We start from the raw sequence: 18652 nt of genomic DNA, 5'->3' as shown, positions 1-18652 counted from the left end.
GCCAAGCTTTTCTGGTCGGAACCCCCTAAGCCGAGTTTTCAAGGTGCTGCGCCGTCCACTTGGTTTTCGAGACTGGCCTTTTAATTCTAACGTAAAGCCAACCTAGAACGGCGGGGTTTCAGACCCAAAATTTCCGATGATTACCTGTCCTCGTTGTCAGCACAAGGTCGATAGTCAAGCCTTGCAATGTCCCTACTGTGCTAATATTTTCAAGGCCTATGGTCATCCCGGCATGACCCTGCATCAAGCTGTCACCGGCGAGTTTTTATGTCAAACTTGTCTTTATCATGGCGATGATAGCTGTAATTTTCCCCAACGTCCCTACGCTAGTAGCTGCACTTTATACAAAAATAGCCAAATGATAGCAGAAAAAATTCCTCCCCTCCCTCTCTCTAGGGTTTTTAAAAATTGGTGTCTCAGAAATAAGGGATTATTGCTATTATTAACCCTGATTTTGGGCAGTATTGCTTTGGCTTTTATAAACTCACGTCGTTAATTTTCTTGCTGGCGATCAAGCCTTGATATAAGTCTAGATCGAACCAGAAAGTTGTGCCAATTCCCACTTCACTAATCAAATTAATTTGACTATAGTGCTTTTCAATAATATTTTTGACGATCGATAATCCTAATCCCGTCCCTTCTAGGGTATGAACGCGATTTTCTACCCGATAGAAGCGATCGAATATGGCACTTTGCTCCTCGGCATCGATGCCAATACCAGTATCGGATACTTCCACGCGAATTTTGGGAGTTTCTTGGGGATTATCTCTGGTTATTTTATAGGCACGAATCACCACTTTACCGCCAGCAGGAGTAAATTTTAGGGAGTTACCGACTAGATTAGTTAATACCTGTAAAAGTAGATCATAATGACCTAAAATTGGTAGTAAATTGGCTTCAATTTCCGAGCTTAATTCTAGTCCTTTATCCCTAGCATTGAGTTGATAGGTCCTTAGGGTTTGTTCGATTAATTGTCCGATATCGATCGCATCTAAGTTATAGTTACGGGAGGATTCTAACCGAGAAAGATCGAGAACATCATTAACCAAACGAGTTAAGCGATCGGTTTCATGATTAGCGGTTTCTAAAAACTCTCTTTTTTCTGTATCGCTGAGATCCTCACCAAATTCTGTCAGGGTTTCAATAAAAGATTTGATGTTAAATAAAGGGGTTCTTAACTCATGGGAAACATTGCTGATAAATTGACTTTTTGCCTCATTTAATTCTGTTTCTCTGGTGATATCCTGTAGCGTCATGGCAATTCCCCGGACATTCTCCCGATACTGATCGAATACCTGGGTTAACAAAAGGCGAATTGTCCGGGTTTTCGTGTTAGTTAAAGATAATCTAAATTCTGCTGGGGAATAGTTATTATTTTCCTGATCAATAACAGCATTTTTCTGATTTTGATTAGCCGATTCTTCTGGCTGGAGGGTTTCTCCTGCCGAAATTTGATAGAGAGGTTTAGTTAGTCTAACCGTTAACTCCGAAGGAAAAAGCTCTAGAACATTTTGACCGATAATTTCTCGATCTTCCCAGCCAAATATTTCCCGAGCTGCGGGATTAATTAATAATAATTGAAAGTTAGTATCTAAGAGAATTGCCCCATCAGCAATAGTAGACATTAACGTATCTAGTTTGGCTTTTTCGGCGGTCATTTCTTCGATATTTTGTTCTTCGTATCGTTCTAACTTTTCCGCCATTTCATTAAAACTGAGAATTAATTCCCCTAACTCTCCTCCCAGGGGTAAATCAACGCGCTGCTTAAAATTTCCCGCTGCAATATTTTTGACCCCGACTAATAACTCCTTGATTGGTTTGGTGATAGTTAAAGCATTAAAAACTGCCCCGAGAATCACCATGGCCCAAATCGAGACAAAAACGGCAATAGTAACATCACGGGTTAGATTAGAAGAAGCCACCACAATAGCGTTAGGATTGATTCCGATCGCTAATACTCCCAAATATTTGCCTTCGTGATTTAAGGGAACAAAGACATCGGTTACTTCACCGTCGGGGGTTTTATGCTGACGGATGAGGGGAGTTTCCCCATTTTCGCCATAATTTTCCGGTAATTGAATGCGACGCTCGATCGTCAGGGAGTTCTTAACTTCGGCGGTAGAATAGGGAATACCGAAAAATATTTCACCCTCCTCGTTAGCGTAGATCAAATAACGCACACTGGAGGTACTACTATAAAAACGGGCTGAAAAACGGGCTAAATCAGTTAAATTGTCCTCAGCAATGAGGGGGGAGACATTAGCGGCTAATAACAGCCCTAAATCCCGGCCAAAACGGGTATCATTGAGACGGACATCCTGCTGGATTGTGTTAACCGCCCAAAAGGTTAAAGCACTCATCAACAAAGAAACGGCTAAAGTAGCCGCAGCCATCAATTTAGTTTGGAGAGTGAATTCAGACCACCAACGGGCGATCGCTTCTCGGAGACTGGGCAGAAAATTAAACACGGTTAGGCAGCATTAATCTGTATTCTTGACGACTCTATCGCTCAAATCGCGGGTTAACATGATTATCTTAACTCATTATTAAGCCGGTAGCGGTTAAACCGGCACTAATCAAAGCCTAAGTCTCCGAGAAAGTCAAGAAATGCCCAAAAGCGCCAAGAGTTCTAATTTTAGCTACCCCCGGTACTTCTGTGGTGTAAATACTGAACACACCTAAATTTTGCCGTTGACTAGAGGTTTCGATCGCTGGTTTTAAGATTTGATTTTTGATGATATTTCTGGCTGCCACTGGCAAAGAATCGATCGAGTCACAGAGACTAATTTTCTCGCAAGCGATTTTGTCGGCATGAGCGAGGAGTCTTTCCGCGGCGTATTCGGTGTAAAGTTCTTGGGATGGATTGGTAAATCCCATCATCCCCGCTATTACCCCCAAGGCGATCGCTCCCTTGAAGAAATTACCCCCCATGGCTATTTAGCTCCTTGATTTTGTCTTCTCCACTTTAATTTTGACAAGACATTTTCGATCTGGCTAGGGAGCGGCGTTAACTTCTTAAACCAATACCGGGCGCATAGCACTCTAGTACATTTCCCGTGAGACTGCAACTAATTAACAGATAATCACAGTGAGAACAGGCGGTGCTAACGAGATGGTGTTCTAAAATATGCTGTCTTTCGGCAAAATTTCCACAATTAGGACAGCGTACTTGTTGCAGGGTGATCATAGCAAACCTCATTAATTAGTTATCTTCTGTATATCAAGCTAGTTTTTCTTGATCCCAATCCGTTTAAGCCTATTTTTTCCTTGATCCCCATTATGAATTCGATCATCTGATCTGGCTAGTAATTTTTACTAAACTTTGCAATTTTTCTGGAAAAATTTAATAATTTCTTTCTGGTGTTTTTTACCGTGATCGGATAGGCATCGGTAATTTTGGGGAAGAGAAAGCCGGAAAGTGAACTATTAAACTGCTGATCCCTTACTGCTATAATTACCTAAAATGTCGGATGAATGCCCCCGCTACATTTTTCGACAAGATACTCACCTTTGCGGGGGATGAAATCCGACCAGAATATCAACGTCTCGACTCTTCCGCGGAGCTTCGGAGGCCACTTCGCTCGACGTTGACCCCATAGAACAATTTAATTCCACCATCTGTGGGTAAACTGTGCTATACTTAACTTAGCCAAGGGTCGAGGATTGTTAGATGCTAGTCGTAGAAGCAAAGCTAAAAAACGGAACACCAGAGCAATATCACCGACTTGATGAAGCTATCAGAACTTCTCAGTTTGTGCGTAACTCTTGTGTTCGTCATTGGAGAGAAAATAAAGGAACAACCCGCAATGACCTCCAAAAGCTTTGCGCGGTACTAGCTAACAATAAAGAGACACCATGGGTTAATAAATTAAACTCTCAAGCTCGTCAATCAGCTGCTGATAGAGCCTGGCAATCAATTAATCGGTTTTACCAGAATTGTCATGCCAAAATACCAGGGAAAAAGGGGTTTCCTCGGTTCAAAAAGCATAGCCGTTCGGTTGAGTATAAACTAACGGGCTACAAACTATCTGATGATCGACGTAAAATCAGATTTACTGATGGCTTTAAAGCAGGAGAATTTGATTTATGGTGTAGTCAAAAGACCTTAGTTTATTATTCAGAGCAACAGATTAAACGGGTAAGAGTTGTTAGACGTGCCGATGGCTATTATTGCCAGTTTTTGATTGACGTAGAAAGGCAAGAATACCATAAACCAACGGGAAAAATAACAGGAATTGACTTAGGGTTAAAGGAATTTTATACCGATGCTCAAGGCAATACCGTAGAGAATCCACGTTATTTAAGCAAGTCAGAAAAACGACTTAGAAAAGCACAACGACGATTATCCAAAAAGTTTCGTCAAGGAAAGAAACAGTCTAAAAACTATCACAAGCAACGGATAAAAGTAGCTAGGCTTCATCTTAAAGTGTCAAGACAACGTAAAGACAAAGCAATTAAAGACGCTTTGGCGTTAGTCCAGTCTAATGATCTGGTAGTCTACGAGGCTTTAAAGGTAAGAAACTTAGTCAAAAACCGTAAGCTGGCCAAGTCAATCAGTGATGCTTCTTGGTATCAATTCACCGAATGGTTGAATTATTTTGCCAAGATTTATCGGATTGTTTGTGTTGCTGTACCACCGCATTTTACTAGCCAAGATTGTTCAGTTTGTGGGACGATAGTTCAAAAAACCTTAAGCACTAGAACTCATCAATGTCCTAACTGTCAAACAGTCTTAGATAGGGATCATAATGCAGCAATAAATATTCTTAAAAAAGGGTTGAAATATTTGGGAAATTATCTCAACGGTACTGTTGGGCAAACAGAAACCGACCCAAACGCCTTGGGAGAGTCCGACCTCTGGGTTTTCAGTGGAGACATTGAGAATCTAAGCTGTCTCGTTGAACAAGGAATTTCTAACAGCAATGTGGAAAGAATCCCCCGTCACAGCCTAGCTTGACGGTGGGAGTATGTCAAGGCTGAGATTATTGATTATCCTATGAAGTACGCTCTGGTTCACGAGTGGTTAACCCCAAAGGCGACGGGGGGATCGGAATTAGTGGTTAAGGAGATTTTACAATGTCTAGAGGCGGATTTATACGCTTTGATCGATTTTGAGTCCACTAATCCCGATAGTTATCTCTATGGTCGCTCGATCGGGACAACTTTTCTGCAAAATTTCCCGAAAGCGAGCAATGGCGTCCAAAAATACTTACCTTTTCTTCCCCTAGCGATCGAGCAGTTAAATTTAGAGGATTATGATGTAATTTTATCCTCCTCCCATTGTGTGGCTAAAGGGGTTTTAATACGACCGGATCAGGTTCACATTTGTTATTGTCACACTCCGATGCGTTATGCTTGGGATTTAACTTTTGACTATCTGGCTAATAGTAAGTTAGGACAGGGATTACCCGGTATTTTCACCCGTTATCTTTTGCATGGGTTGCGTCAGTGGGATGTGATTTCTGCTAATCGTGTGGACTATTTTCTGGCTAATTCCCACCACACCGCTAGACGAATTTGGCGCTGTTATCGACGGGAGGCAAAAGTTATTTATCCTCCCGTACAAATCGAGCGTTTTCCCTACCAAGAGAAAAAAGAAGATTTTTATTTAGTAGTTTCTCGTTTGGTTAGTTATAAAAAAGTCCCTTTAATTGTGGAAGCATTTAATCGATTGGGATTACCTTTAATAGTTATTGGAGATGGTCCACAGATGGCTTTAATTCGTCAGTTAGCAAGGGATAATATTCAGATTTTAGGGGCAGTGTCCGATCAAATGGTAGCAGAATATATGTCGAAAGCAAAAGCGTTTATTTATGCTGCTTGTGAGGATTTTGGTATTGCTTTAGTGGAAGCGCAAGCTTGTGGCACTCCCGTGATTGCATTTGCCGCTGGAGGTGCTTTAGAAACCGTGCGGGATCTGCGGGAAAATTCTCTCCAGGGAACAGGATTACTTTTTGGGGAACAAAATCCCCAATCTTTGGTAGAAGCGGTTAAATATTTTGTTGATCACGGTGATAAAATTGCTCCAGAAAATTGTCGGCAACAGGCTAATAAATTTACTCCTGAAATCTTTCAAAGTAACTATAGTTTATTTGTCGAGGAACATTCAATCTCTAAAATTTATTGCTAAGTTTAATTAGAGCAGTTATCTTAAGGGAGAGCTAGAAAGTTTTTGTTTTAGGGAGTCAGTCATTGGTCGTCGATAACAAATTAGGTTACACTTTATCTTGATGAGAAACACTGTATTTCACCAATGGTGGGGGTGCAGCCAATCGGCCCAAAATGTAATATTATGGATATTTCTCTAAAGTTGAGAGCTAGCCAAGGCTGATAGCTTACCGTGGTGATTGTGATGAAAGAAAAGCGAGGATTATAGCCGTGCCTTGGAATCGAATTAATAAATGGGTAGAAAAACGCTCTTTAGTGGCCTTAGAATCAGCTTATCAGAGAGCACTGAAAATTAAAGCGATCGAAGATAAACATTTTGGGGGACAAAAAATTTCCCCGGCTGCCCTGGGAGGAAAAAGTGTTTATGATTACTTTCAAAGTACCCTAGAGCGAGAATTATTACAGATACGTTTCGATTTAACTCAAGTGCGTCTGGGTAATTTTATCAATCCGCAAACTAACCCAGAAAATAATAACATCTTAGAGACTTTAAAGGCGATCGAGGATATTATCGGTAAATATCGCCTAGATTTAGGGGAATTGCTGCCCCCATTACCGAATAATCAAACCCCAAATCTGCCTAATACCAATCTCACTGGTGATAACCCCAGGGATAAAGATAACCAGATAATTTCTCCTGCAACCAGTAATAAATTTTTTAACTTCCAGCAAGAATTAACCCCAGAATACGAACAAACCGTTATTAAACAACTCCGTACCCTGCGACAACAGCAACGTATTGCTATTCGTTTTATCCTGATTATTATTTTAGTTCCTCTCTTGGTGCAGGTTATTAGTAGGAACTTTATTTTTAGCCCTGTTTTAAACTATTTTGGTGTGGATAGAGCGAAAATATCAGAAGTTTATATTTCTCAGGAAATTGGCGAAAAATATCTCAGGGAATTTGCTAGACTTCAAGAAATTGAAGAAATCAAGCAGGTTTTAGGAGTAGTAAAAGCAGGGCATGAATCAGAAGAAAATTTTCGGGAACAGGTCGAGGAATTATTCAGAGAAGCGGGTTATGAAAGTCAAGATGGTTGGAAAAACTTACTCTCCGATATCACTGGATTAATAGCCTTTATTGCGATCTTAATTTTTGGTCGTCAACAATTGGCAATTACGCGAGCTTATGTTAGTCGTTATTTTCTCAGCTTAAATGATATAACCAAAGCCTTTATCTTTATTCTCTTTACCGATATATTTGTTGGGTTTCACTCGGCGGAGGGTTGGACGGTAATCCTAGAAACTTTGTTCCGGCACTTTGGTTGGCGCGAGAATATTACATTTATTAGCTTGTTTGTGGCCACGGTTCCCGTTATCCTAGATACCATCTTTAAACTATTAATATTTAATTATCTGACTCGTAAATCTCCCACCGCCGCAACTATCCTAGAAAAAATGAACCAGTAACGCCCTATGATCCTTAGTATTGCCGATACCTTCATTAAAAGACCCGTTCTGACCACAGTTTGCTCGATTTTAATCGTTTTGATCGGTGCGATCGCTGTTCCCTTTTTACCCCTAGAAAAACTGCCCCAGTTGGCATTTATTCAGGTAGCGGTAAATGCCAACTATTTGGGAACCGATGCCAAAACCGTACAGGATAACGTTACCACGGTACTCGATCGCCAGATTAACGGGACAGAACAGATTGTTTATATGCAGTCCCAGAGTACCAACACCGGACAAAGTACGGTGAATGTCTTTTTCCCGGTGGAAATGGATCGTAACATTGCCCAAGTCTTGGTACAAAACCGTGTCAGTACTGCGGCCGCTAGTTTACCTGAAGAAGTGAACCGGCAGGGGGTGACAACCAATACCCAATCCCCCAGCGTTACCCTTGCCTACGGGATTTCCGCCAAACCGGACGAAAAGGGCAATTATCCCTACGATACGGTCTTTTTAAGTAACTTTGTCGATCGGGTCATCGATGCCGAGATTCGCCGGATCGAGGGGGTTGGTAGTACAACAATCATCGGGGAGAGGGAATACGCCCTACGTTTTTGGCTTAATCCCGATGCTTTAGCCGCTAGGGGTGTATCGGCGGAACAAGTAGTACAGGCGATCCGAGAACAGAATATTCAGGTGGGTGCGGGGACAATTGGCGGTGATCCCAGTCCCGAAGAGCAGCAATTCCAGATCGCCATTCGCGCCGTTGGTAGGGTTGCCACCGGGGAGGAAGCGGAAAATATTGTCGTCAAAGTCGGGGAAAATGGCGATTTAATCCGAATTAAAGACGTAGGACGCGCAGAAATCGGAGCCGAAAGCTACAGTACCGCCGCCTATTTCGACAAATCCCCCGCCGTTGTCTATATCGTCTATCAGTTACCCGGTTCCAACGCTTGGAATACTGCCAAACTGGTAAAAGAAAAAATGGCGGAACTAGAACCAAGTTTCCCCCCGGGGTTAAATATCGCCATTACCCTCGATAATACGGCTTTTGTCGCCGCTTCCCTGGAAGAAGCCTTTAGCACTCTGGTTGAGGCGATTTTACTGGTTATTCTCGTCATTTTTATCTTCCTTCAGGATTGGCGCACCACGATCATTCCGGCGATCGCTATTCCCGTATCTTTGATCGGAACCATGGCCGTCGCCCTGGCTTTAGGCTATTCTCTCAATAACCTCTCCTTGTTTGCCGTCATTCTGGCCACCGGTTTAGTGGTGGACGACGGCATCGTGATCGTAGAAGCGGTATCGGAAAAATTACGGCAGGGAATGCGGCCATTTCAAGCTGCCCTCGATGCCATGGGCGAGTTAACCTCGGCGGTGATTGCTAGTTCTCTTGTACTGCTGGCAGTTTTTATTCCCGTCACCTTCTTCCCCGGTACGGTGGGGATCGTTTATCGACAATTTGCCGTCATCATCTCCGCTTCAATTATCATCTCCACCTTTAACGCCCTCAGTTTTTCCCCCACCATGTCGGCGATTATCATGAAAGCGCCCCAACGCACCCGCGGCCCCTTGGGACTGTTTTTCGAGGGCTTTAATCGGGGTTTCAACGCAGTTAAAGAAGGCTATCGACGCTCGATCGAATTTCTGATCCGCATCCGTTTTTTAGTGTTACCCTTCTTTATCGCCGCCCTCTTTCTCACAGCTTGGAGTTATAGCACCACTCCCCAGGGTTTTATCCCCGAAGAAGACCAAGGTTATGCCTTCGTTTTGGTGCAAGCACCCCCCGGGGTTTCCCTGCGCTACACCGACCAGGTTATCCGTCAGATTAACGAAGAAATTCTCGACGGTATCGAAGAAATCGAACACTTTGTCGGTATGGCGGGCTTTAGTTTTGCCGGAAGTGGCAGCAACCAAGGGCTATTTTTTGTCAAGTTAAAAGAATGGTCGGAACGGCCCGGCGAAGATAAGTCGGTTTTCGGGGTTCTGCGGAAAATTAACCAACAATTAGCCACTAAAGTCCCAGATGCTCGCGCTTTCGCCGTTAATGCGCCCCCCGTGGATGGATTAAGTTCTACCGGCGGTTTCGAGTTATTTATCCAAAACCGCGCTTCTTTCCCCATGGACGCTTTGATTGCCAACGCTAATAACGTCATGGCCGAGGCCCGAACAAGACCGGAATTATCGGGAATTTTCACCCAATTTACCACCGACACGCCGATGCTGGAACTTTCCATCAATCGCAACCAGCTACAGGCGCAAAACGTCGATATGCAGGCCGTTTTCGGTACCCTGCAAACCTATCTCGGTTCCAACTTCGTCAATCAATTCGTCTTAGGCGATCGCTTGTATCGAGTCTTTGCCCAAGCAGAAGCGGATTATCGCTCTAATCCTGAAGATATTAACCGTCTTTACGTCCGTTCCCGTACCGGGGCCAATATTCCCCTATCGGGTTTGGTTAGCGTCAAACGCTTCACCTATCCACCGATTATCACTAACTTTAACCTCTATCCCTCGATTAACGTTCAGGGTAGTCCCGCCCCCGGTTTTAGTACGGGACAGGCGATCGCAGTGATGGAAGATGTTTGTCGGAAAGTCCTGCAGCCCGGTTTCGGTTACGCTTGGACGGGTACAGCTTTCCAAGAAAAAACTTCCGCCGGGGCTGCCCCAGTTATCTTCGGATTAGCCTTTATCGTGGTTTTCCTCGTCCTCGCGGCCCAGTACGAAAGCTACATTGACCCGATTATCATCATGATTACCGTTCCCCTAGCGATCCTAGGTGCCATGGGGGCCTTACTGTTGCGGGCGAATTTCCTACAAGTGGGTAGTCTGTTCCCGGCGGTGAATAATAATATCTATGCTCAGGTGGCTTTGGTCATGTTGATCGGTTTAGCGGCTAAAAATGCGATTTTAATCGTGGAATTCGCTAACCAGTCCCGTACTTTGGGTTTAAGTATTCCCGATGCGGCAGCCCGGGCCTCGACGGAACGCTTAAGACCGATTCTGATGACGGCTATTTCCGGTTTAGTCGGTTTCTTGCCCTTGGTTATCGCTTCCGGCGCCGGGGCGATGAGTCGTTGGTCTCTGGGAACTGCAATCCTAGGCGGTTATCTGATTTCCACTGTGTTGAGTTTATTTCTCGTCCCGGTGTTGTATGTGCTGATCAAACAGTTCGAGGCCCAATTCCTCTCCTCGAAACCCCCGAAAAGTGGCGGTTCTGGCGGCAAAAAAACCCCTTCTCTCGATGGGGAAAGGAATACATCAGAAACCCCGATAGAAGAAGGGGCCATTTCCTCTTTGAAAATCTCTCCTCAGTCCCCGAATGACTAGGGTGTTAGGTTTTAGGGTTTTGGGGTTTTAGGGTTTTAGGGTTTTAGGGTTTTAGTTGAAATTCCCCCACCTCCCCACTTCCCCCCCGCAACGCGCACAAAGTGGTCTCCCCACTTTCCCCATCACCCCACCTCCCCACCCCCCCACTTCCCCACACCCCACACCCCACACCCCACTCCCATCTCTGATAACTGAAAATAATGAGTCTAGAATCTACTGCTAACGAGGCGATCGCTCATAATTTAGAGCAATTCCTGCTAGTTTTGACCATTTCCTTGAGTGTCGCCACTTTATCGAGAACCGTTGCCTTCCTCCGCAAAATTCCCTACACCCTGCTGTTAGTTATTGTCGGTATGGGTTTAGCTTTTTTAGATTTGCGTCTAGTTAATCTTTCCCCGGAATTAATTCTGGAAATTTTTCTGCCTCCCCTCCTTTTTGAAGCCGCTTGGAATATTCCTTGGGCTAAATTAAAGGAATATTGGGTTACTATCGTCCTTTTTGCCGTTATCGGGGTAATTATCTCCGTTTTGGGAGTCGCCTATCCCCTACATATCTTTGCTAATTTACCCCTATCGATCGCTTTTCTGTTGGGTGCTGCCCTAGCTGCCACCGATCCCGTCTCTGTGATTGCCCTATTTAAAGAATTGGGGGCCAGTAAAAAACTAACGATCCTGATGGAAGGGGAAAGTCTCTTTAATGATGGGGTCGCTGTGGTCGCTTTCGTCCTCTTGGTGGGGATTCCCTTGGGAGTCGATACCTTTTCCGTCCCGGTGACGATCGCTCGTTTCTGCACCTTTGTGGGGATTGGGATCGGTGTGGGTTGCGTGATCGGTTTCGGCATTTCCTACCTTACCCAACGCTTCGATTTGCCTTTTGTGGAACAGTCTCTGACTCTAGTTTCTGCCTATGGAACCTATCTCGTCACGGAAAAATTAGGCGGATCCGGTGTGATTGGGGTGGTAATTGTCGGGATTATTCTCGGTAATCTCGGTTCGCGCATTGGTATGAGTCCCCGCACGCGCCTGGTAGTTAGCGAATTTTGGGAATTTATCGCCTTTTTTGTCAATTCCATCATCTTTTTATTGATCGGTGATCAAACCCGTTTTGAGAGTCTCGGCAGTCACTTAACCGGTATTTTAATAGCGATCGCCGCTATGGTGGTTTCCCGTCTGTTCTCAATTTTTGGACTAGGGGGAATTAGTAACCTAATTACGGGCAATAAGATCAGTTTCAAGGAAAGAACGGTGTTATGGTGGGGGGGATTGCGCGGTTCGGTTTCGATCGCCCTAGCGTTAAGTGTTCCTACGTCTATCCCCTACCGTCAAGAAATTATTGACGTGGTTTTTGGGGTGGTTTTATTTACTTTATTGGTGCAAGGATTATCTATACAATGGCTGTTAAATGCCCTCAATCTTATCGGTGATCAACCGATTCGCACCGAATATTCGGCCTTAATTGCTCGTCAAATTGCTTTAACTAGGGTTGCCAATTATCTGCAACAACCAGAACGTTTTCCCGATATCGATCCCGAATTTTATCGCCACAAAAAAACTCTGGTGGAAGGACAATTAAAGTCCTTGGGGGATCAGTTGCAAAAATTACTACAGGAACACCCACAATTAAAAGATGTGGTGGCCGAACAATTTCAAGATACTTTACTTGATATCGAAGCTAATACCTACGCAGAATTAATTCGAGCCGGTCGTTTAAATGAAAATCTCGTTCCCCTTTTAGTGGAGGTAGAAGAAGAAAAAGAGATGGTTTAATAATAGATTTTTGGCAAAAATCCAAAATCTTCCGTTAGGTAAGGAGACAGGAGGAGAAAAAAACAAGGGACAAATATACTATCGATAAAACCTAAGATTATGTCAAATTTATCTGAGGTTTTAGATATTTTGACTCGATAGCTGCTCGATAACTTAATTTTGCAGAGCAAGTCATGGAAAATCAAAGAATTTTTGCTAAAAATTGCTGAGTTCGATCGGATTGAGGATTATTAAAAAATTCTGCTGGGGGGGCAATTTCCAAAATTAAACCCTGATCCATAAATACCACTCGATCGGCCACTTCTCGCGCAAATCCTACCTCGTGGGTGACACAAACCATGGTCATCCCGGATTTGGCTAAACTTTGCATCGTTTCCAAGACTTCTCGCACCATTTCTGGGTCTAAAGCTGAGGTGGGTTCATCGAATAACATCACCTTCGGCTGCATGGCCAAAGCGCGAACGATTGCCACCCGCTGCTGTTGTCCTCCCGATAACTGGGGGGGATATTTAAGCGCTTGTTCGAGAATACCAACTTTTTCGAGGAGTTTTCTGGCTATTTCCTCCGCTTGCGCTTTTTTCCAACCGCGCACCCACATCGGACCAAGGGTGACATTATCTAATACCGTCAGATGGGGAAATAGGTTAAATTGTTGAAAAACCATGCCGACTTCCTGACGGATTGCCTCGATATTTTTGAGGTTGTGGGACACAGTTATTCCGTCAATAATAATGCGGCCTTTTTGATAAGATTCTAACCCGTTAAAAGTGCGAATAAAGGTGGATTTTCCCGAACCCGACGGCCCCATAATCACGACAACTTCCTGTTTATTAACGGTGAGATTGACTCCCCGCAAAGCATGAAAGCGGTTATCGTACCATTTTTCCACTGCTTCGGCAATTATAATCGGTTCACTGTTGTGAGAGTCCATATTTTTGAGAGTTTATTGATTATCTGTATCGGGAAACCACTGTTTCTCAAGAATTTGTCTCAGAGAGTAGGGACAAATTATCGGTAAATTTTTTAATCCTGTCTTTTTTTCGGCAATTAAGCGAGCGTTTTCATAGATATTGTCTAACTCTAGTTCTAGAAATTTGCTTAAATTGGTGGTGAGCTTATCTTCTAATTGTACTCGAAAAGTGATAATCTCTGCCGCCCAATGATTACTATTTCTTTCTCTTTCTGTCGTCCAAAATTGATAGAGTAACAGATGGATTATTATTTGTAAACTTAAACTTTTAACAGCAGTTTTTTCGCTTCGTCCCAAAGCTGCCAACTCCTCGATTAAATGTTCGTAATCTAACTGATCTAACTGACGATTTTTTAATAACTCGATCGTCTCACTTAACCAGCGATCATATTCCCGTTCATAAAGCTGTTCTAAAGCAAGCATTGTCTTTGAGCAAATGGCGACATAAGAAAAATAACCCGTTCCCAGTAATAATAGCATAAAATATCCGAATGGCACTGGATTAGTGTAAATATTCTTGAATTAATGATCATGACAGTCAAAAATGCTTGACCCTGAGGTAAAAAAAAGGTTAAATTATGGTTAGGCTGAGAAGATAACCCACACATCCTAGATAATGAGGCTATCATGGAAATCGATAAACTCAAAGAAATTGCTCAAAAAGTTGAAACCTCTCGTTCTCAAATCCAAAACGAACAGGCAACCAAAACAGCTTTTATTATGCCTTTTTTGCAAGCATGGGGTTACGATGTATTCAATCCCATGGAAGTTCACCCCGAATATAGTGCCGATTTAACTGGATTAAAAGGGGAAAAAGTAGATTATGCTATTTGTTTGGACAATCAACCGATTATTTTGATGGAATGTAAAAGCTGTCATCAAAATCTTGAGCATCCTAAACATAGTTCCCAACTGCATCGATATTTTAATGCAACTGGAGCTAACTTTGGAGTTTTAACTAATGGGATTATCTATCGGTTTTATACGGATATCGTCAAGGATAATATCATGGACGATAAGCCATTTTTTGAGTTTAACATTCTCGACTTTGACGACTCTTCTGTTAACGAATTAAAACGATTTTCTAAATCTAGCACTAGCACATCTGACTTCAATTCTGGCAAAATAAAAGAGGCTGCTCGCAATTTATTGTACACCAAAGAAGTTAAAAAAGTGATTGCCCAGCAATTAAATGATCCTTCCCCCGAATTTGTTAAGTTTTTTGTTAGTCATGTGTATTCTGGAGTGAGAACTGCATCGGTTGTCGAAAAATTCACAGAAATTATTAAGCGTTCTCTCAAAGAGTATATCAATGATATCATCAAAGAAAAATTTGAGGAGGTTTTTAGAAAAGAACCCGAACCAAATCCTGCTGATGCAGCAGCAGAAGATAATCCACCAGAAGGAACAGGGGGAGATGGAATTAATACGACCCTCGAAGAATTGGAAGGATTTTACATTATTAAATCAATTCTACGCGAAGAAATCAATACCGCACGCATTCAATTCAAAGACACTAGAAGTTATTTTGGTATCAACTTAGATGGAAAAGTAACTAAAACAGTCTGTCGTCTGCGCTTCCATGAAAAAACTGGCAAGAAATCAATCAGTATTCCCGATAACGTCGAAACTGGTAAAGAAACAACCACGAATATAAACAGTCTTGATGAAATTTATGGAGTCGCTGAATTTCTGAAATCTCGTATCCGCTATCTGACTAAAGATACTTAGAGAAGCAGGTCAGAACAAACAGAAAGTATCTAAAATAATTAGATACTATCCCTTTAATGTCTGCAACTATTTCTGATGATCGGTGGATTAGCGAGCAAACTTCAACACAAATATCATCACTACAAAATCTCTTAACTTTTCTGAAACAACTACTCAAAATGGAGTCGATATAATTATATTTATCTGCTGAAAACTTGGGGAGTTACCAACTAATGCTTAATTCTCTCAATCGCATTTTCTCGCCTTTAGTATCTAGCGTTTTGCTTACTATAATTATCTCCAGTTGTCAAGGTGCAAATGTATTAACTTCGGCGAATAATTCCCAGAGAAATCAATGGCAAAAAGTGACCGTAATCGAGGGTTTAGAGCATCCTTGGTCGATGGTTTGGCTACCTAACGGGGAAATCCTCATTACAGAGCGTCCCGGTCGTTTAAGAGTGGTTAGAGAGGGCAAATTAGACCCAAAAGCCATCCCTGGAGTTCCCGAAGTTTTTGCCGTCGGACAAGGAGGACTGCTCGATGTGGCAATTCATCCCCAATTTGCCCAAAATCGCTGGATTTATCTAACTTATGCTCACGGAGACCGGGAGGCTAATCGTACCCGCGTCGCTCGTGCGGTTTATGATGGTGCAAGTTTGCGAGATGTGCGGGTTATTTTTGAAGTTTCCCAGGCAAAAACCGGCTCTCAACACTTCGGTTCGCGGTTATTATGGCTACCGGATGGCACTTTATTGGTAGCGATTGGGGACGGGGGTAATCCTCCCCTACAATTAGCGGGAGATTTAATTAGAAAACAGTCCCAAAATCTGCAAAGTCATTTAGGTAAAATTATCCGCATCAATGACGATGGTTCCACACCGAAAGATAATCCTTTTCTGGGTTCTAAAATTTGGAGTTATGGTCATCGGAATATTCAAGGAATCAGCTTTGATCCGATGACTCAACGAGTCTGGGCAACAGAACACGGAGCAAAAGGAGGGGATGAATTAAATCTAATTGAAAAAGGTAAAAATTACGGTTGGCCAGTGGTTTCTGCCAGTCAAGAGTACGGCACTAATACCCCGGTTTCCCGCAAAAAATCTCGACCAGGTCTGATTGATCCGAAAACAATTTGGACACCTGCGATCGCTCCTTCGGGATTGGTCTTTTATACCGGTAATCGCTTTCCTAATTGGCAGGGAAATTTATTCGCTGGTGGTTTAGTTTCCAGGGATATTCGCCGTCTGGAAGTGGATAAATCCGGTGAAATTATCAATCAAGAAGCGATTCCCATCGGTCAGAGGGTGCGGGATGTGCGTCAAAGTCCCGACGGATTTTTATACCTGCTCACCGATGAAGGTAACGGTCAATTAATTCGCCTTGAACCGCCATCTAATTTGTAAAAGTTCACAGAAATTATTATGGAAACCTTGAAGATTTTTTAGTGAATTCTAGTATAGTTATGTTTGTACGGGAGCAAGCACTCGATTTATGAAGAAAATTTTACAGTTAGTGGGACTAGGTTGCATATTACCTATGTTCCTCGCTAGTGCAAGTTTAGCGGAAACAGTGGTGGAAAAAGTGGCTCGCACGGGATTTTTGACCGTAGGAACCCGTTTTGATGCGATTCCCTACTCCTACATCAATGATAAGGGGGAATTAGTCGGCTATTCTATGGATGTGTTGGAACGAATTAGAAAACGATTGGAAACTCGTCTCGGTCGTCCCGTCACCCTGCAAATGATTGAAGCTAACCAACCCGGAGAGAAAATTAATCTCATTCGTAGCGGGGAAATCGATATCGCTTGTAGTACGGCTTTTACTTGGGAAAGGGCGAAAGTTGTCGATTTTTCCATCAGTTACAGCATTTCTGGGATTAGGATTTTAGCTAAAAAAGGCAGCAATCTCTCCACTCCTCAATCCCTAATCGGTAAACGCATCGCCTTGGTTCCCACTTCTGCGGCCGTCGATGTGATTAAATTAGTACAACCGCAAGCGACAATTGTTACTACCTACAGCACCGTAGAAGAAGCCCTCGAAGCTTTAAAAACCGGTAAAATCGACGCAATAGCGGGGGATAGCATCTCTTTAGCGGGAACAATCCTCAGAGATAACCCTAAAATCTACGAAATCGTCCCCGAAGAAGCTCTAGCTAATTTTGGCATCGCTTGCATGGTTCCCGAAAATAACTCTACTTTTTTGGATGATGTCAACTATGCCATTGTTAAAATGATGCAGGATTACATCACCAATGATACGGCCACCGTTAGTCAAATCGATCGCTGGTTCGGTAGTCAAGGCATGGTTCCCATCCCCCCAGAATTATTAAAGGGGTTTTTTGCCTTCAAAGTTATCGAACACGCCCAAATTAATCCCCAAGAAGCCAAATAGGAGCATAAATTCAGGTGAATATCAGCAATAAAACTGGTTTAGTCGGCTTTCTTCTCGCTTTATCTGCCTTCGGTCTGACTAGCACCGCTCAGGCCGCCTCAGACGAGGCTAATCCCATTGAAGCGCGTTTAAGTCGTCTATCTAGCGCTGTACGCGAACGGGTTAACCAACTGCCGTCCGGTACTGCCGATCCTAGTTTACAAGCTTTAGGCTGGGGAGATGGTGGCAATCGCGGTTGGGGGAATAGTCGTGCCGGTGGTTGGGTAGATGGTCGCGGTGGTAGTTTCGTTAATGCGCGGCCCTGGCGTAATGGTTGGTCTGACGGTGGTGGTTTCTTTAATTCCCGACCGCGCTGGGGTAATGGTGGCGGTTTCTTAAATCGTTGGTAAGTAAGGTTGGGTGAGGGGATAACTTTATCCCCGTCCCAACCCCGGTTTTACGATGAAATCTAGGGTGATTATTTTGAGGCAGAAAGACTCCATCAAGACGAAAAGAAAGTTGTTTGACTTCCACTGAGTCAAAGCGGTAGTTATTCGCTTCGGTGATAGGGAGTTGAATTAATTCAAAGAAGATAGAGGGGAAAGATTGAAAGAGTTGATAAAAAATCGTGTCAGTTTTCATGCTTCTATTTTACAAGGCGATCGCATTTTTTTATGTCCCGTTTTGTATAGCTCTAACCTGTTCAACCTCTAACTCTAACGCGGATGCGACTTGCTCAACACTTAACCCTAGGGCTAACAAACGAGGGACCGCCTCTAATGCTTTGTTTAGTCTGCCTTCCTGACGACCTTCCTGACGACCTTCCTGACGCGCTTCCTCGCGCACATCTTGAAAATACTGAGTTTGTTTTAATTCATCTAAACTAAACATAGTTTCTATCTCCCGACGATTGAGAAGCGGTAACTTATAAACAAGAATCGTCTCTATT

The 18652-nt window shown here is 43.2% G+C and carries 16 protein-coding genes and 1 pseudogene; 10 read left to right on the top strand and 7 right to left on the bottom strand.

Annotation, left to right across the window (positions count from 1 at the left end):
• Positions 1-136 precede the first annotated feature (136 nt).
• Entirely contained in the window at positions 137-496 is a 360-nt protein-coding gene (locus tag IM500_RS02355; RefSeq protein ID WP_190723736.1) for a hypothetical protein, read from the top strand.
• Here the strand turns inward: IM500_RS02355 and nblS are convergent.
• From nblS to IM500_RS02340, 3 genes are all read right to left on the bottom strand, one after another.
• Positions 477-2468: a two-component system sensor histidine kinase NblS gene (gene nblS / locus IM500_RS02350; protein WP_287737554.1), complete on the bottom strand. Its 1992-nt coding sequence runs from the start codon at positions 2466-2468 to the stop codon at positions 477-479. The genes IM500_RS02355 and nblS overlap by 20 nt on opposite strands.
• 115 nt (positions 2469-2583) lie before the next feature.
• Positions 2584-2931 carry a DUF4359 domain-containing protein gene (locus tag IM500_RS02345; RefSeq protein ID WP_190723734.1) on the bottom strand — a complete coding sequence of 116 codons (348 nt, stop codon included), beginning with the start codon at positions 2929-2931 and terminating at the stop codon, positions 2584-2586.
• A 76-nt stretch (positions 2932-3007) separates the two neighbouring features.
• Positions 3008-3187 carry a hypothetical protein gene (locus IM500_RS02340; protein ID WP_002798263.1) on the bottom strand — a complete coding sequence of 60 codons (180 nt, stop codon included), beginning with the start codon at positions 3185-3187 and terminating at the stop codon, positions 3008-3010.
• 483 nt (positions 3188-3670) lie between these two features.
• On the opposite strand from IM500_RS02340, the gene IM500_RS02335 reads away from it, so the two are divergent.
• The 5 genes from IM500_RS02335 (at position 3671) to IM500_RS02315 (ending at position 12653) form a co-directional block, all read left to right on the top strand.
• Entirely contained in the window at positions 3671-4957 is a 1287-nt protein-coding gene (locus tag IM500_RS02335; RefSeq protein ID WP_190723733.1) for an RNA-guided endonuclease InsQ/TnpB family protein, read from the top strand.
• A gap of 39 nt (positions 4958-4996) precedes the next feature.
• Positions 4997-6130, top strand: coding sequence for a glycosyltransferase (locus IM500_RS02330; protein WP_012266446.1), 1134 nt, complete (start codon positions 4997-4999; stop codon positions 6128-6130).
• Positions 6131-6378: 248 nt separating this feature from the next.
• Positions 6379-7578: a proton extrusion protein PcxA gene (locus IM500_RS02325; RefSeq protein WP_002762444.1), complete on the top strand. Its 1200-nt coding sequence runs from the start codon at positions 6379-6381 to the stop codon at positions 7576-7578.
• 6 nt (positions 7579-7584) lie between these two features.
• Positions 7585-10887, top strand: a complete 3303-nt coding sequence (locus IM500_RS02320; RefSeq protein WP_190723732.1) for an efflux RND transporter permease subunit — start codon at positions 7585-7587, stop codon at positions 10885-10887.
• Positions 10888-11087: 200 nt separating this feature from the next.
• Positions 11088-12653, top strand: a complete 1566-nt coding sequence (locus tag IM500_RS02315; RefSeq protein ID WP_287737551.1) for a cation:proton antiporter — start codon at positions 11088-11090, stop codon at positions 12651-12653.
• A gap of 181 nt (positions 12654-12834) precedes the next feature.
• Here the strand turns inward: IM500_RS02315 and IM500_RS02310 are convergent, their stop codons facing one another.
• Together IM500_RS02310 and IM500_RS02305 are read right to left on the bottom strand one after the other, a co-directional pair.
• A complete protein-coding gene (locus tag IM500_RS02310; RefSeq protein WP_002784428.1) occupies positions 12835-13584 on the bottom strand; it encodes an amino acid ABC transporter ATP-binding protein in 750 nt (249 codons plus the stop codon).
• A gap of 12 nt (positions 13585-13596) precedes the next feature.
• Positions 13597-14046 carry a DUF29 domain-containing protein gene (locus IM500_RS02305; protein ID WP_287737548.1) on the bottom strand — a complete coding sequence of 150 codons (450 nt, stop codon included), beginning with the start codon at positions 14044-14046 and terminating at the stop codon, positions 13597-13599.
• A 204-nt stretch (positions 14047-14250) separates the two neighbouring features.
• Here IM500_RS02305 and IM500_RS02300 point away from each other — a divergent pair, with 204 nt between their 5' ends.
• The 4 genes from IM500_RS02300 to grrA all read left to right on the top strand — a co-directional run bounded on the left by IM500_RS02300 (position 14251) and on the right by grrA (position 18113).
• Positions 14251-15354 (top strand): type I restriction endonuclease, encoded by a 1104-nt coding sequence (locus tag IM500_RS02300; protein WP_287737546.1) that lies wholly within the window; start codon positions 14251-14253, stop codon positions 15352-15354.
• A gap of 212 nt (positions 15355-15566) precedes the next feature.
• Positions 15567-16736, top strand: coding sequence for a PQQ-dependent sugar dehydrogenase (locus IM500_RS02295; RefSeq protein WP_287737545.1), 1170 nt, complete (start codon positions 15567-15569; stop codon positions 16734-16736).
• A gap of 88 nt (positions 16737-16824) precedes the next feature.
• Positions 16825-17724, top strand: coding sequence for an extracellular substrate binding-like orphan protein GrrP (gene grrP, locus IM500_RS02290; protein ID WP_002796867.1), 900 nt, complete (start codon positions 16825-16827; stop codon positions 17722-17724).
• Between the two features lie 14 nt (positions 17725-17738).
• A complete protein-coding gene (gene grrA / locus IM500_RS02285; RefSeq protein WP_041804155.1) occupies positions 17739-18113 on the top strand; it encodes a GrrA/OscA1 family cyclophane-containing rSAM-modified RiPP in 375 nt (124 codons plus the stop codon).
• Positions 18114-18171: 58 nt separating this feature from the next.
• Here the strand turns inward: grrA and IM500_RS02280 are convergent.
• Both IM500_RS02280 and IM500_RS02275 read right to left on the bottom strand, forming a co-directional pair.
• A pseudogene (locus IM500_RS02280) lies at positions 18172-18345 on the bottom strand (DUF2887 domain-containing protein); the annotation flags it as partial.
• Positions 18346-18375: 30 nt separating this feature from the next.
• Positions 18376-18652: Rpn family recombination-promoting nuclease/putative transposase (locus tag IM500_RS02275; RefSeq protein ID WP_287693931.1), on the bottom strand; the 277-nt coding region annotated here is incomplete at its 5' end.

The sequence above is a fragment of the Microcystis sp. M179S2 genome (assembly GCF_020245805.1).
Classification (GTDB): Bacteria; Cyanobacteriota; Cyanobacteriia; order Cyanobacteriales; family Microcystaceae; genus Microcystis; species Microcystis aeruginosa.
The sequence above is the reverse complement of the archived record's forward strand: the minus strand, read 5'-3'. Positions and strand labels throughout refer to the sequence as shown.